General features: G+C 62.2%; 11 protein-coding genes. 2 read left to right on the top strand and 9 right to left on the bottom strand.

What is annotated here, in order from left to right; all coding sequences use genetic code 11:
• Positions 1–25: 25 nt before the first annotated feature.
• The 3 genes from BM110_RS02325 to BM110_RS02315 all read right to left on the bottom strand — a co-directional run bounded on the left by BM110_RS02325 (position 26) and on the right by BM110_RS02315 (position 4,752).
• Entirely contained in the window at positions 26–835 is an 810-nt protein-coding gene (locus tag BM110_RS02325; protein WP_071488790.1) for a putative RNA methyltransferase, read from the bottom strand.
• Positions 835–1,986 carry a succinyl-diaminopimelate desuccinylase gene (dapE, locus tag BM110_RS02320; protein WP_093119342.1) on the bottom strand — a complete coding sequence of 384 codons (1,152 nt, stop codon included), beginning with the start codon at positions 1,984–1,986 and terminating at the stop codon, positions 835–837. Before dapE ends, BM110_RS02325 begins: the two co-directional genes overlap by 1 nt.
• A 174-nt stretch (positions 1,987–2,160) precedes the next feature.
• A complete protein-coding gene (locus tag BM110_RS02315) occupies positions 2,161–4,752 on the bottom strand; it encodes a glycosyltransferase (protein ID WP_092241154.1) in 2,592 nt (863 codons plus the stop codon).
• Positions 4,753–4,964: 212 nt separating this feature from the next.
• Between BM110_RS02315 and tcdA the strand changes: the two genes are divergently transcribed.
• Positions 4,965–5,780: a tRNA cyclic N6-threonylcarbamoyladenosine(37) synthase TcdA gene (gene tcdA / locus BM110_RS02310; RefSeq protein ID WP_083351546.1), complete on the top strand. Its 816-nt coding sequence runs from the start codon at positions 4,965–4,967 to the stop codon at positions 5,778–5,780.
• Positions 5,781–5,896: 116 nt separating this feature from the next.
• Here the strand turns inward: tcdA and BM110_RS02305 are convergent, their stop codons facing one another.
• The 4 genes from BM110_RS02305 to BM110_RS02290 all read right to left on the bottom strand — a co-directional run bounded on the left by BM110_RS02305 (position 5,897) and on the right by BM110_RS02290 (position 8,953).
• The gene (locus tag BM110_RS02305; RefSeq protein WP_093512223.1) at positions 5,897–6,310 is read right to left on the bottom strand and encodes a SufE family protein; all 414 of its coding nucleotides are present in this window, start codon (positions 6,308–6,310) and stop codon (positions 5,897–5,899) included.
• Positions 6,307–7,512 (bottom strand): aminotransferase class V-fold PLP-dependent enzyme, encoded by a 1,206-nt coding sequence (locus BM110_RS02300; protein ID WP_093512221.1) that lies wholly within the window; start codon positions 7,510–7,512, stop codon positions 6,307–6,309. Before BM110_RS02300 ends, BM110_RS02305 begins: the two co-directional genes overlap by 4 nt.
• A 64-nt stretch (positions 7,513–7,576) precedes the next feature.
• Entirely contained in the window at positions 7,577–8,611 is a 1,035-nt protein-coding gene (gene dapD / locus BM110_RS02295) for a 2,3,4,5-tetrahydropyridine-2,6-dicarboxylate N-succinyltransferase (protein ID WP_058425293.1), read from the bottom strand.
• A gap of 33 nt (positions 8,612–8,644) precedes the next feature.
• Entirely contained in the window at positions 8,645–8,953 is a 309-nt protein-coding gene (locus BM110_RS02290; protein WP_231999482.1) for an arsenate reductase, read from the bottom strand.
• Positions 8,954–9,220: 267 nt separating this feature from the next.
• On the opposite strand from BM110_RS02290, the gene BM110_RS02285 reads away from it, so the two are divergent.
• Positions 9,221–10,864, top strand: a complete 1,644-nt coding sequence (locus BM110_RS02285) for a Na+/H+ antiporter (RefSeq protein WP_071488795.1) — start codon at positions 9,221–9,223, stop codon at positions 10,862–10,864.
• A 12-nt stretch (positions 10,865–10,876) separates the two neighbouring features.
• Here BM110_RS02285 and dapC read toward each other — a convergent pair whose 3' ends face one another.
• On the bottom strand, positions 10,877–12,076 hold the full coding sequence (dapC, locus tag BM110_RS02280) for a succinyldiaminopimelate transaminase (RefSeq protein WP_093512219.1): 1,200 nt from the start codon (positions 12,074–12,076) through the stop codon (positions 10,877–10,879).
• Positions 12,077–12,239: 163 nt separating this feature from the next.
• On the bottom strand, positions 12,240–14,942 hold the full coding sequence (locus tag BM110_RS02275; RefSeq protein WP_092241163.1) for a [protein-PII] uridylyltransferase: 2,703 nt from the start codon (positions 14,940–14,942) through the stop codon (positions 12,240–12,242).
• Positions 14,943–14,994 lie beyond the last annotated feature (52 nt).

The raw sequence follows: 14,994 nt of genomic DNA, 5'->3' as shown, positions 1-14,994 counted from the left end.
CCATTCGCGGGTATTGGAAAGGTGTTTATTGAAGCACGAAATAGTCGTAGCGCATCGACACGGTGACCACCAGCGGCTCGGCCGCCTCGATCACTTGCGCACGGCGCTCGGCACTGGCACGCCAGCCGTGAGGCGTCATGGCCAGCAGGTTGGCGCGGTCCCGGGGCTCGGCCAGGTTCAGCGTGAATTCCAATGTTTCGCTGTGCGCCAGGCTCATGCCGTCCGGCACCAGGGCCAGGTGCTTGTCGTCGGTGTATTCACGCACTTCGTCGTACAAGCGCTCGCGCAATTCCATCAGGTGGCCGCTGGTCGGACCGACCTTCATCAGACCGCCGCCGGGGCTGAGCAGGCGCTTGGCCTCTTCCCAGTCCAATGGGCTGAACACGCTGGCGAGAAACTGGCAGCTGCCTGACGCCAACGGCACGCGGGCCATGCTGGCGATCAACCAGGTCAGCGCAGGGTTGCGCTTGCATGCACGCTTGACCGCTTCCTTGGAAATGTCCAGTGCGTAGCCATCGGCGTGGGGCAGGGCGTCGGCGATTTGCGCGGTGTAGTAACCCTCGCCACAGCCGATATCGACCCAGCGCTGCGGCGCGCGTTCGGCGGCCAGTTCGGCCAGGCGCCTGGCCACCGGGGCGTAGTGCCCGGCGTTGAGGAAATCGCGGCGCGCTTCGACCATGGCCAGGTTGTCGCCCGGGTCGCGGCTGTTCTTGTGCTGCACCGGCAACAGGTTCAGGTAACCCTGGCGCGCACGGTCAAAACGATGCCCGGCCGGGCACGCCACGCCATTGTCCACCGTGTTGAGCGGCGCGCTGCAAATGGGGCAGGCGAGCATCAGGCGAGCAACTTGATCAGGGTCTGGTAGTAGATTTCGGTCAGCACATCGAGGTCGCTGGCCAGGATGCGCTCGTTGACCTGGTGGATCGTCGCGTTGACCGGGCCCAGCTCGACCACTTGGGTGCCGAGGGTGGCGATGAAACGCCCATCGGAGGTGCCACCGCTGGTGGACGCCTGGGTCTCACGCCCGGTGATCGCCTTGATGCTTGCCGACACCGCATCCAGCAAGGCGCCCGGTTCGGTGAGGAACGGCAGGCCCGACAGCGCCCATTCCACGTGCCAGTCCAGGCCATGCTTGTCGAGAATCTCGGCAACCCGTTGCTGCAGACCTTCGACGGTGGACTCGGTGGAGAAACGGAAGTTGAACACCGCCTTCAGGTCACCGGGGATCACGTTGGTCGCGCCGGTGCCGGAGTTGAGGTTGGAAATCTGGAAGCTGGTCGGCGGGAAGAAGGTGTTGCCGTCATCCCAGTGCTCGGCGGCCAGTTCGGCCAGGGCCGGCGCGGCCAGGTGGATCGGGTTCTTTGCCAGGTGCGGGTAGGCTACGTGACCTTGCACGCCGCGCACGGTCAGGGTGGCGCCGAGGGAGCCGCGACGGCCGTTCTTGACCACGTCGCCCACCAGCGTGGTGCTCGACGGTTCGCCGACGATGCACCAGTCCAGGCGTTCCTTGCGTGCAGCCAGGCGTTCGATCACGGCCTTGGTGCCGTGGTGCGCCGGGCCTTCTTCATCGCTGGTGATCAGGAAAGCCACCGAACCCTTGTGGTCGGGGTAGTCGGCGACAAAACGCTCCGCCGCCACCAGCATGGCCGCCAGGCTGCCTTTCATGTCCGCTGCGCCACGCCCGCAGAGCATGCCGTTTTCATCGATCAACGCGTCGAACGGGTCGTTCTGCCACGCCTGCACCGGGCCGGTCGGTACCACGTCGGTGTGGCCGGCAAAGCACAGCACCGGGCCATCGTGCTTGCCGTGGGTGGCCCAGAAGTTGTCCACGTCTTCGATGCGCATCGGCTCAAGCGCAAAACCGGCGTCGCCCAGGCGCTGCATCATCAGCTTCTGGCAATCGGCGTCGATCGGCGTCACCGAGGGGCGACGGATCAGGTCGATGGCAAGTTGAAGGGTCGGCGAAAGGTCGGCATGAGCCGTCATTGGAAACTCCGGAAGCATGTGATGGGCGCAGGACGTAAGGGGCGCAGATTCAGTGTGGGAGGGGGCTTGCCCCCTCCCACACAAAGCATTGGCCGAGCCAAGACTCATAAAACGGCCGTTATCTTATAGCAAAACGGCGGCCAGAGGCCGCCGTTTAGTGCATTGCGCAAGTTTTTACGCAGCCGGTGCGGGTTGCGTTGCCGCCGCCGGTTTCGGCAGCGAAGACAGGAACGCCATGACCAGCGCCGCCACATACGGCAGCGACTGCACCAGCAACATCACCACCCAGAAGCGGATGTCATTGCTCGGCAGGCCCTGCACCAGGTAGATCCCCAGCGCCGCGCCCCACAACAGCAGCATGATGAACATCTCTTCGCGGGCTTCGGAAATCGCCACCCAGAAGCCGTGGTTATCGGCGTTTTTCGGTGTACGGAAGAACGGGATACTGGTGGTGAAGAAGCCATACAGCACCGCCTTGGCGATGGTATGGGACAACGCCAGACCGGCCAGCGCCGCGCAGAATGCGTCCTTCAAGTTCACGCCTACCGCACGACGGTACAGGAAGATGATCTTGCCCACCTTGAACACGAACAGCGCCAACGGCGGGATCGCGAAAATCAGCAGCGGCGGATCGACCCGCGTCGGCACGATGATCATCGCCGCCGACCACAGCAGCGCACCCACGGTGAAGAAGATGTTCATGCCGTCCGCCACCCACGGCAGCCAGCCCGCCAGGAAGTGGTAACGCTGGCCACGGGTCAGTTCGGTGTCCTTGCCGCGCAACAGGCTCGCGGTGTGGCGCTTGATGATCTGGATCGCGCCGTAGGCCCAGCGGAAACGCTGTTTCTTGAAGTCGATAAAGGTATCCGGCATCAGGCCCTTGCCGTAGCTGTCGTGGTAATACGCCGCCGACAGGCCTTTCTCGAACACACGCAGGCCCAGTTCGGCGTCTTCGCAGATGCACCAGTCGGCCCAGCCCAGTTCTTCGAGCACCGAGCGACGGGTCATGGTCATGGTGCCGTGCTGGATGATCGCATCGCGGTCGTTGCGGGTGACCATGCCGATATGGAAGAAGCCTTTGTATTCCGCGTAGCAGAGCTTCTTGAAGGTGCTTTCGTTCTGGTCGCGGTAATCCTGCGGCGACTGCACCACGGCGATTTTCGGGTCGGCGAAGTGCGGCACCATGTGCTTGAGCCAGTTCGGCGATACGCAGTAATCGGAGTCGATCACCGCGATCACCTCGGCATCCTTGGCGGTGTGCGGGATCAGGTAGTTCAGTGCGCCACCTTTGAAACCGGCCAGGGGCGCGACATGGAAGAACTTGAAGCGCGGGCCCAGGGTTTCGCAGTAGTCGCGCACCGGCTCCCACACGGCCGGGTCCTTAGTGTTGTTGTCGATGATCAGGACTTCGTAGTCCGGGTAATCGAGCGCGGCCAACGCGTCGAGGGTCTGTTTGACCATCTCCGGCGGCTCGTTGTAGCAGGGCACGTGGATCGACACTTTTGGGCGGTAGTCCGAATCTCCCACTACTGGCAGGAATTCACGCCGACGCTTGTGGGTCCAGACCGCTTCCGCCAGCTCATGGGCTTCGGTCAGCAACACGATAAACACGCCCAGGGCACCGAGGGCCAGGAGAATGCCCACGGTCACGCTGAACCAGGTGCTGTATTGCTGGCTGTAGTCGTAGCCGATCCACACCAGCACCGAACCGCACAGGAACGCGATAAAGGTCAGGAAGGTACGGCCGCGCTGGCGCAGGGCCGAGCCGTCGATCATCAGCAGCGTCAGCGACAACAGCGCGAGCACCACCGAACCGATGGCCAGCACGCGCCATTGCGGGATCGCGACCACGGGGCCTTCAAAGTTGAATTTCTGCTGGCGTGCGGCGTTGTACACGCCCCAGTAGGCGCCCGCCGAGCCTTCGTCGCTGACTTTCCACGGCTGATCGAAGGCCTCGATCACAAAGTAGTTGTAGCCCTGGCGGTTCAGCTTGTTTACCAGCGTACGCAGGTAAATCGCCTGGTCGGCCGGGGAGGTTTCATTACCCCCGCGCATGCGGCCGTTGCTCGGCCAGCCCACTTCCGACAGCAGCAGCGGTTTTTTCGGGAACAGTTTCTTCAGGTCACGGGCACGGTCGAGTACATACTGGCCGGCCTTGTCCATCGGGATGTATTCCCAGAACGGCAGGATGTGCGCGGCGATCAGGTCGACGTGCTTGGCCAGTTGCGGGTTCTTTTCCCAGATGTGCCACTGCTCGGAGGTCGTCACCGGTACTTTCACGGCGGCGCGCACCCGGTCCAGCAGCACAATCAGTGCCTCAGGGGTGATTTCTTCCCGGAACAGGGCTTCGTTACCCACCACTACCCGCACCACACTGCGCGAGGTGTTGGCGATTTCGATGGCACGCTGGATTTCTCGCTCGTTGCGCTCCAGGTCCGGGCTGATCCAGATCCCCAGCGTCACGCGCAGGCCGAACTCTTCCGCCAGCTTGGGGATGTCCCCCAGGGTGCCGTCGACCGAGTAGGTGCGGATGTTGTCTGTCAGCTTGCTCATGATCGCAAGGTCTTGACGCATCTGGTCGTCGGTCGGGTACTGGTCTTTCTGTGGGAACTGGCCTTGCTGGAACGGCGAGTAGGAAAAACCGGAGATCTGTTCTGGCCAGTTGGGGGTGGTGACGGGGCGGTTGATCAGCGCCCAGAAGCCGGTGAACAGCGCGGCGATTGCCAGCACGATCACCAGGTTGAGTCCAAATTTACGCGATGCCATGGCTATTTCGGGTTCCAAAAGGTGTGGAACGAAAAGAGGTGTCGGCCTGCGCCGAACGGCGCGCATCCTACACCGGCCCTTCCCTGACCGTACAGCAAGCAGAGAAAAACCGGACATTAGTCAGCGAAAGGCCATCTTAGTTCTTAACTTGTAGCTTGAAGCTTCGAACTTGTCGCTGCGTAGCCCTATAATGCGCGCCGGTTTTTGGGGTAATGGTCATGAGTACAGAAGATCCGCGGTTTGCAGGCGTCGCCCGCTTGTATGGCATTGAAGGCCTGGAGCGCTTGAAAGCGGCCCATGTGGCGATCGTCGGCGTCGGCGGCGTAGGCTCCTGGGCGGCGGAAGCCATGGCCCGTTGTGGGGTGGGCGAGATTTCGCTGTTTGACCTGGATGACGTCTGTGTCAGCAACAGCAACCGCCAGTTGCACGCGCTGGACAGTACCGTGGGCAAACCCAAGGTCGAGGTGATGGCCGAGCGCCTGCGCGGCATCAACCCGCACTGTACGGTGCATGCGGTGGCCGACTTCGTGACCCGCGACACCATGGCCGAATACATCACCCCCAACATCGATTGCGTGATCGACTGCATTGACGCGGTCAACGCCAAAGCTGCGCTGATCGCCTGGTGCAAGCGCCGCAAGATCCAGATCATCACCACCGGCGGCGCCGGCGGGCAGATCGACCCGACGCTGATCCAGGTCTGCGACCTGAACCGCACGTTCAACGATCCGCTGGCCTCGAAAGTGCGTTCTACCTTGCGTCGCGACTATGGTTTTTCACGCACCGTGACCCGTCATTACAGCGTGCCGTGCGTGTTTTCCACCGAGCAACTGCGTTATCCCAAACCGGATGGCAGCATTTGTTTGCAGAAGAGTTTTGTCGGGGATGGCGTGAAGCTGGACTGCGCGGGTGGGTTTGGTGCGGTGATGATGGTGACCGCCACGTTCGGCATGGTGGCGGCGACCAAGGCGGTGGACAAGATTGTGGCCGGGGTGCGCAGGCCTTCCGAGCGGGTCAAGCCCACTTAATACTGGATACTTGCACCATTCAAAATGTGGGAGCTGGCTTGCCTGCGATAGCGGTGGATCAGTCAACCTCTTCGACGACTGACACCCTGTAATCGCAGGCAAGCCAGCTCCCACATTTAGTTTTGTATAAGGCTCAATGCTCGCATGCGCTGCAAGACCGCATTCAGGCCATTGCTGCGCGACGGCGACAATTGGCGGGAAAGCCCCAGTTGGTTGAACCAGTCGGGCAAGTCGACGGCTTGCAGCTCGGCGGCAGAGAGTCCATTGACCCGCGCCAGCAACAACGCCACCAACCCGCGAATCATCCGCGCCTCGCTGCTGGCGGCGAACTGCCAATGGCCATCGTGCAATTGCCCGACCAGCCACACCAGGCTTTCGCAGCCCTGCACGAGATTGGCGTCGACTTTATCCTCATCGGTCAGGGCAGGCAGACGCTCGCCCCATTGCATCAGCATGCGCGCGCGCTGTTCCCAGCTGCCTACCGCCTGGAAGGCCTCCAGTGCAGCGACTGCCTCCACCGGCAGGCTCATCGCAACATATCCAAGGCCTGGTCCAGCGCTTCGAAGAAGCGTTCCAGATCATCGGAATCGTTATACAGCGCCAGGGACACACGAATCGCCCCCGACAGATGCATCGCCTTGAGCAACGGCATGGCGCAATGGTGCCCGGCGCGCACAGCGATGCCTTGTTCGGTCAACAGATGCGCGAGGTCGGCGTTATGCACGCCTTCGACCACAAAGCTGACCAACGCCACTTGCGGCGAGCCCAGCACGCGCACGCCATTGCGCGCTTTCAAACCGCGCAGCAGATACTCGTGCAACGCCGCTTCATGGGCGATCACTGCCTGTTGGTCCAGCGAATTCAGATAATCCAGGCTGGCGCCCAGGCCGATCACGCCGGCAATCGGCGGTGTGCCCGCTTCGAAACCCAGCGGCGCCGGGCGGAAACTGGCGCTGTGGTAGTCGGCCTGTTGCACCATTTCGCCGCCAAACTGCCAGTGGCGCAGGTGGTGCAGGGCTTCGTTGCGGCCAAACAGCACGCCGACGCCGTCCGGCCCGTACAACTTGTGGCTGGAAAACACATAGAAGTCGCAGCCCAGGGCCTGCACGTCGTGGCGGCCGTGGACGATGCCTTGGGCGCCATCGACCACGGTCAGTGCGCCGTGGGCCTTGGCCGTTGTGATCAGCGTCTGTAAGGGTTGCCAGGCGCCCAGCACGTTGGATAGCTGGCTTACCGCCAGCAGGCGTGTACGCGGGCCGATCAATTCGGCGGCGGCTGTCAGGTCGATCACGCCGTCATCGTTCAACGGCAACACCACCAGCGTGGCAGCGCGGCGTTTGGCCAGTTGCTGCCAGGGCAGCAGGTTGGCGTGGTGTTCCAGGGCGCTGACCACAATCTCATCGCCCGCATTGAATAAGTGCTCAAGGCCGTAGGCCAAGAGGTTCAGCGCAGAAGTCGCGCCGTGGGTGAACACGATCTGCCCACTGTCGCCTGCATTCAACCACTGCGCGACCTTGCTGCGGCTGTCTTCGAACGCCTGGGTCGCATGGGCGCCGGGCAAGTGCTGGGCACGGTGCACATTGGCTGCGCCATTGGCGTAGTAATGGCTGATGGCATCCAGCAGGGCCTGGGGCTTTTGTGTGGTGGCGGCGTTGTCCAGGTACGTCTGGTCTTGCCGTTGCAGGGTGGCGATGGCCGGGAAATCGGCGCGCCAGGGGGAGGGCACTAGCATGGTGTTCAAGACTCGTATAAGCGAGCCCCAGGGTCGGGGCCCGCTAGTGGCATCGAGTGGCTGCTTAGTTGTGAGCGTGCAGCGCTTCGTTCAGTTCGATGGCCGATTTGTGGGTTTTGCACTCCACGGCACCGGTCTCGGAGTTGCGGCGGAACAACAGGTCCGGTTGGCCGGCCAGCTCACGGGCCTTGACCACTTTGACCAGTTGGTTTTTCTCATCCAGCAGCGCGACCTTGGTGCCGGCGGTGACGTACAGGCCCGACTCCACGGTGTTGCGGTCGCCCAACGGGATACCGATACCGGCGTTGGCGCCGATCAGGCAGCCTTCGCCGACCTTGATCACGATGTTGCCGCCGCCGGACAAGGTGCCCATGGTGGAGCAACCGCCACCCAGGTCCGAACCCTTGCCGACGAACACGCCTGCCGATACACGGCCTTCGATCATGCCTGGGCCTTCGGTGCCTGCGTTGAAGTTGATGAACCCTTCGTGCATCACGGTGGTGCCTTCGCCCACGTAGGCGCCCAGGCGCAGACGCGCGGCATCAGCGATACGCACGCCGCTCGGCACCACGTAGTCGGTCATTTTCGGGAACTTGTCCACCGAGAACACTTCCAGCAGCTCGCCACGCAGGCGGGCTTCCAGCTGGCGTTCGGCCAGTTCGTTGATGTCGATCGCGCCCTGGCTGGTCCAGGCCACGTTCGGCAGCTGCGGGAACACACCGGCCAGGCTCAGGCCGTGGGGCTTGACCAGGCGATGGGACAGCAGGTGCAGCTTGAGGTAGGCCTCAGGCGTGGAGGTCAGTGCGGCGTCTTCGGCCAGCAGGGTGGCGACCAGCGGGGTGTGGCTTTCGGCCAGGCGGTTGAGCAGCGCGGCTTGGGTGGCGTCGACATTCTTGAGGGCATCGGCCAGTTGCAGCGCTTGGCTGATGGTGAAGGTGATGGCCTGGTTGCCTTCGGTGTAACCGAGGATCGGCGCGATGGCCGCGACGATTTCAGCCGATGGGTTGAGCAGCGGCTGTGCGTAAAACACTTCCAGCCAAGCACCTTGGCGGTTCTGAGTGCCGACGCCGAAGCCCAGGCTGAACAGGGAATTGGACATGCTGTTACCTCTACAAAAATGGAAAGGGCTGGCCTACTTGAGGGCCGCCGAATAACTATCTGGCTTGAAGCCAATCAGGGTTCTGTCACCGAGATCGAGCACCGGGCGCTTGATCATCGAGGGTTGTGCGAGCATCAATTCAATGGCTTTCGACTGATCGAGATCGGCTTTGCGTTCGTCTTCGAGTTTGCGAAAGGTGGTGCCCGCACGGTTCAACACCACCTGCCAACCGTGCTCGTTGCACCATTGGGTCAAGTGTTCGCGGTCGATACCGGCCGTTTTGTAGTCGTGGAACTCATAGCCCACGCCGTGCTCATCGAGCCAGGTGCGCGCTTTTTTCATGGTGTCGCAGGCTTTGATGCCGAAAAGGTGCAACGTTTTGCTTGAAGCGGTCAAGGAATTGCCCCCCTTTGGACCAAGTGAAAATTAAAGGTCACGGATTATGCCACGACCAGCGGGCGGGTGCCCCTCGTCATGCGGCGTGCGACTTATGTGCAAAGGCCGGCAGGCAGCATAGGCGGTTAACATAGCTGGGTAATATGGCACTCAGGCGGCCAGTTGTTGCCTCATGTGTGTCGTTGCAAGTCGATTGTCCGGGAAACCCGCGTTATGCAAACCGCCTACACCGTTCTTATCCTGCTGATGCTGGTCAGCGTTTCGCGTCTGGTTGGGCGTGTCATTCCTCTGCCGTTGCCCCTGGTGCAGATCGCCGCCGGTGCCTTGCTGGCCTGGCCGACGCTGGGCCTGCATGTGGCGCTGGACCCGGAGCTGTTCTTGTTTCTGTTCCTGCCACCGTTGCTGTTTTCGGATGGCTGGCGTATGCCCAAGCGTGAGTTGTGGCGGTTGCGTGGGCCGATCCTGACGCTTGCGGTGGGGCTGGTGTTATTCACGGTGGTCGGTGCTGGTTATTTCATTCACTGGATATTGCCTACGATCCCGTTGCCGGTGGCCTTCGCCCTGGCGGCGGTTTTGTCGCCGACGGATGCCGTGGCGGTGTCGGCCATTTCCCAGAATCGTTTACCTACGCCACTGATGCACATGTTGCAGGGCGAGGCCTTGATGAACGACGCATCGGGCCTGGTAACGTTCAAGTTTGCCCTGGCGGCGGCGTTGACCGGGGTGTTTTCCCTGGCGGATGCCAGCCTGACCTTCGTGTTGGTCGCCGTCGGTGGCCTGGCCGTTGGCGTGGCCCTGAGCTGGCTGGTCGGCCGACTGCGCGCCTGGATGATCGCCCGTGGCTGGGATGACCCGGCAACCCACGTGGTGTTCATGTTGTTGCTGCCCTTTGCCGCCTATGTGCTGGCCGAGCGCCTGGGAGCCTCGGGCATCCTGTCTGCGGTCGCCGCAGGCATGATGCAAAGCTGGCTCGACCTGCTACCGCGCCAGACCAGCACGCGCTTGCTCAACCGCAGCGTCTGGTCGCTGCTGGAGTTTGCCTTCAATGGCCTGATCTTCCTGCTGCTGGGCCTGCAACTGCCGGACATCATCAAGGCCGTGGTCAGCCATGAGCCGACACTGTGGCCGACCCTGTTTTATCGCTGCCTGGATGTGATTGCGATCTTCCTGGTGTTGGTAGTGCTGCGTTTTATCTGGGTGCAGAGCATCTGGCGGCTGTCAGGCCTGTTACGCCGGATTCGTGGGAAAAGCGAGCTGACGCTGGTGCCGACCGCCCGTTCTTGCTGGTTGTTGACCGTGGGTGGTGTGCGCGGTGCGGTGACGTTGGCCGGTGTGATGTCGGTGCCGTTGCTGCTGGCGCCGGGCCAGGACTTTCCCGAGCGCGACCTGCTGATCTTCATCGCGGCAGGCGTGATCCTCCTGTCGCTGATCGCCGCCTGTATCGCCTTGCCGTTGTTGTTACGCGGCATTGAAAAGAGCCCGGACGAGAAACGCCATAAAGAGGTCCGCGAGGCTTGGAAAAAAACGGCCGTCGCTGCGATCCATGCGCTGGAAACGGAAGAGCCCGTTGAGCCCGAAACCCAGGACGCCGCCCAGGCTGCGCTCGCCACCGAACTCAAGGCACGGCTGATGTCGGAATATCGCCATCAATTGGAGGTGTTCAACGACTCGGCCGAAGCCCAGGCGTTGGCACGGCAGATGGACCTGCTCGAGCGCAAATTGCGCCTCAAGGCGCTGCGGGCACAGCGCCTGGAGTTATACAGCCTGAGTCGTCATCACCAGATTGGTGATGACGTGCTGAGGGAGGTGTTGGCGGATCTGGATATGAGTGAGGCGAATCTGGGTCAGGTGAAATGACCCTCAAGCCCGTTAGCGGCGACGCTGAATAAAATCGCGAATGCGCTCAGCCGCTTCCACACACTCGGCCAACGGCGCGACCAACGCCATACGCACTCGCCCAGCGCCGGGGTTGGCGCCGTCCACTTCACGGGACAGGTACGAACCCGGCACCACGGTCACATGTTCTTCCACGAACAGATCGCGGCAGAATGCGGCATCGTCGCCGTTCACATTCGGCCACAGATAGAAGCCGCCATCCGGGCTCTGCACATCCAGCACCGGCTTGAGAATCGCCAGCACCGCGTCGAATTTCTCGCGATACAGGTCACGGTTGGCGTGCACGTGGGCTTCATCCTGCCAGGCGGCAATGCTCGCCAGCTGGGTTTGCACCGGCATCGCGCAGCCGTGGTAGGTGCGGTACAGCAGGAACGCCTTGAGGATGTCGGCATCGCCGGCCACGAAACCGGAGCGCAGGCCCGGCAGGTTAGAGCGCTTGGACAGGCTGTGGAACACCACGCAGCGCTTGAAGTCCTGGCGACCCAGTTCGACACAGGCGCTCAGCAGGCCGGGCGGCGGGGTTTGTTCGTCGAAGTACAGTTCGCTGTAGCACTCGTCGGCGGCGATGACGAAGTCGTATTCGTCGGCCAGGGCGATGAGTTTTTTCAGGGTGTCGACCGGGATCAGCGCGCCGGTCGGGTTGCCGGGCGAGCACAGGAACAGGATCTGGCAGCGTTTCCAGATGTCCGGCGTCACGGCGTCGAAGTCCGGGTTGAAGCCATTGGCGTCCAGGCACGGCAGGTAGTGTGGCTTGGCCCCGGCCAGGAACGCGGCGCCTTCGTAGATCTGGTAGAACGGGTTCGGGCTCACCACCAGCGCATCCTCGCCACGGTTGACCACGGTCTGGGTGAAGGCGAACAGCGCTTCACGGGTGCCGTTGACCGGCAAGATATTGCGCGCCGGGTCGAGCCAGCCCTTGGGCACGTTGAAGCGACGTTCGCACCAGGCACCGATGGCTTCGCGCAGCGCCGGGATACCCAGGGTGGTCGGGTACACGGCCATCTGGTCGAGGTTGTTGCTCAACGCTTCGGCCACGAACGTGGGAGACTTGTGCTTCGGCTCGCCGATGGACAGCGCAATCGGGCGCTTGTCCGGGTTTGGCGTGACGCTGCCGAGCAGGGCGCGCAGTTTCTCGAACGGGTAGGGTTGCAGTTGGTTCAGGGCGTTGTTCATGGGCATCTCGTTCAATTCGGTTTAAAGCATGCGGTCTGCTGGGCGAAGCCATCTAAATGTGGGAGGGGGCTTGCCCCCGATTGCAGTGTGCCAGCCAAAGCATTTTTATCTGATCCACCGCTATCGGGGGCAAGCCCCTTCGCACACGGGCCCTGTTTGTTTTTTAGAGAGTCAGGCGTGTCAGCTCGACGCCGGGTTCCTGGGTCACGCTCAATTGCTGGACGATCGCTTCCTGCAACCGCAGGCACAGCTCCGGGTCGGACAACGGCTGGTTGTCGGCATCGGTGATAAAGAACACGTCTTCCACGCGTTCGCCGAGGGTCGCAATCTTGGCGTTCTGCAACGACAGGTCGAACTCCAGGAAAATCCCACCGATACGCGCCAGCAGGCCTGGGCGGTCCGGGGCGCTCAGTTCGAGCACCGTCACTGGGCGCTGGGCGTCGTTGGAAATGGTCACCTGGGGCGCAAACGCAAAGTGTTTGAGTTGGCGCGGCACTCGACGCTGGATGATGGTCGGGTAGTCGTCAGGGTTGCGCAGGGCTTCGGTCAGGCCTTCGCGGATCTTCTTCACGCGCGCTGGATTGTCGCCGATCGAGTCGCCATCGGTGTCGAGCACGATATAGGTGTCGAGGGTGAACTGGCTGCTGGAGGTGATTACCCGTGCGTCATGGATGTTCAGGTTCAACTGGTCCATGGCCGCTACGGTCACAGCGAAGAAGTCGTGCTGGTCCGGCGCGTAGATGAAAATCTGCGTGCCGCCTTCGAATTCGCGCTGGGTGGTTTCCTTGATCAGCACCAGTGGGCCGCCGTCGGCCGGTTGCTGCAGGATCGCGTCGGTGTGCCAGGCCACATCACCGGCGGTGTGGCGCAGGAAGTAATCGTCGCCCAGTTGCGACCACAGTTGTTCCACATCGTCCGGGTCGTTGCCGCCGCGCACCAGGATATCCAGGGCGGCGCTTTGGGTGCGGCGGATCTGCTCTTCGCGGTCCACCGGGTTTTCCAGGCCGCGGCGCAGGGCGCGCTTGGTCTCGGTGTACAGTTGGCGCAGCAGACTGGCGCGCCACGAGTTCCACAGCGTCGGGTTGGTCGCGTTGATATCCGAGACGGTCAGCACATACAGGTAGTCGAGGCGGGTTTCATCGCCGACGATCTGCGCAAAGTCGTGGATCACCTGCGGGTCGGACAAGTCCTTGCGCTGGGCGGTGGTCGACATCACCAGGTGGTTCTGCACCAGCCAGACGATCAGGCGGCTGTCCCACAGTGGCAACTGGTGGCGCTGGCAGAAGGCTTCGGCATCAACCGCACCGACCTCGGAGTGATCGCCATGCCGGCCCTTGCCGATGTCGTGGTACAGGCCGGCCAGGTAGATCAGCTCGGGCTTGGGTAGCTTGGCCATCAATTTGCTGGCCAGCGGGAATTTCTCCGACACCTGGGTGTACTGCAGCTTACGCAGGTGCTTGATCAGGTTCAGGGTGTGGGCGTCCACGGTATAGATGTGGAACAGATCGTGTTGCATCTGCCCGACGATAAAACCGAACTCCGGCAGGTAGCGCCCGAGGATGCCGTAACGGTTCATGCGCCGCAGGTTGCGGTGGATGCCGATCTTGCACTTGAACAGCTCGATGAACAGGCTGGTGTTGCGGATATCGTTGCGGAAATCGTCGTCGATCAGGTGCCGGTTTTCCCGCAACAGGCGAATGGTATCGGCGCGCACGCCTTTGATTTCCGGCTGCTGGGCCATCAGCACGAAGATTTCCAGCATGGCAAACGGTGTGCGGCGGAACACGTTGTCGTTGCGCGCCTCGATATAGCCATCGTGCAGTTGGAAACGCGCATTGATCGGTTGCGGCGGCGCCTCGTCTTCGGGGGCCAGGATCACTTCTTCAAAATGCTGGATGATCAGGTCGCTGAGCTGGGCAATGCTCATGACCACCCGGTAGTACTGCTGCATGAAGCTTTCGATGCTGGTCTTCGCGTCTTCGCCTTCAAAGCCCAGCAGGGTGGCGATGGAGCGCTGGTGGTCGAAGAGCAGGCGGTCTTCGGAACGCCCGGCCAGCATGTGCAAGGCGTAGCGCACTTTCCAGAGGAATTCCTGGGAGGAGGCCAGCAGGGCGTTTTCGCTTTCCACCAGGAAGCCTTCACCGGCCAGGGCGCGCAGGTTCAGGGTGCCGTACTGGCGACGCGCAACCCACAGAATCGTCTGGATATCCCGCAGCCCGCCCGGCGAGCCTTTGACGTTGGGTTCCAGGTTGTATTCGGTGTCGTTGTACTTGTGGTGCCGGGCCTTTTGCTCGGCGCGCTTGGCCAGGAAGAAGTCCTTGCTCGGCCACATGTGCGCGGTGCTGGTGACTTCAAGCATACGCTGGCGCAGGCGCTCGGGGCCGGCGATGGTACGGCTTTCCATGAGGTTGGTGATGACGGTGAGGTCGGCGCGGGCTTCTTCGGCGCATTCGTCCACCGAGCGTACGCTTTGGCCGACTTCCAGGCCGATGTCCCACAACAATGTGAGAAAGCGCTCGATGGAATCGCGAAAGATCTCATGGTCGGCGCTGTCCAGCAGGATCAGCAGGTCGATGTCGGAGTAAGGGTGCAGCTCACCGCGACCGTAGCCGCCGACCGCCACCAGGGCGATGTCGGCGTCTTCGCTCCAACTGAACTGTTCCCAGGCTTTTTGCAGGATGTTATCGACGAACCAGGCTCGGTCCTCGATCAGCCGGCGGATGTCCCGCCCCCTGCGAAAGCGCTCGTCGAGCACCTCGCGGGCCTGGCGGATCGCCTTCTTGAACGCGGCGATGGGGCTCGCCTTCAGGGCCAGTTCGGCCTGGAACTGGCCACGGTCGAAGAGTTCGGGATCCACCTGGGGCATCGATCGGCTTTCCTTTCTATCTATTCAGTCAGTCACAACACAGTGGGGGAAA

Origin of the sequence: Pseudomonas sp. NFPP28 (assembly GCF_900115535.1) — a bacterium.
Classification (GTDB): domain Bacteria; phylum Pseudomonadota; class Gammaproteobacteria; order Pseudomonadales; family Pseudomonadaceae; genus Aquipseudomonas; species Aquipseudomonas extremorientalis.
The sequence above is the reverse complement of the archived record's forward strand: the minus strand, read 5'-3'. Positions and strand labels throughout refer to the sequence as shown.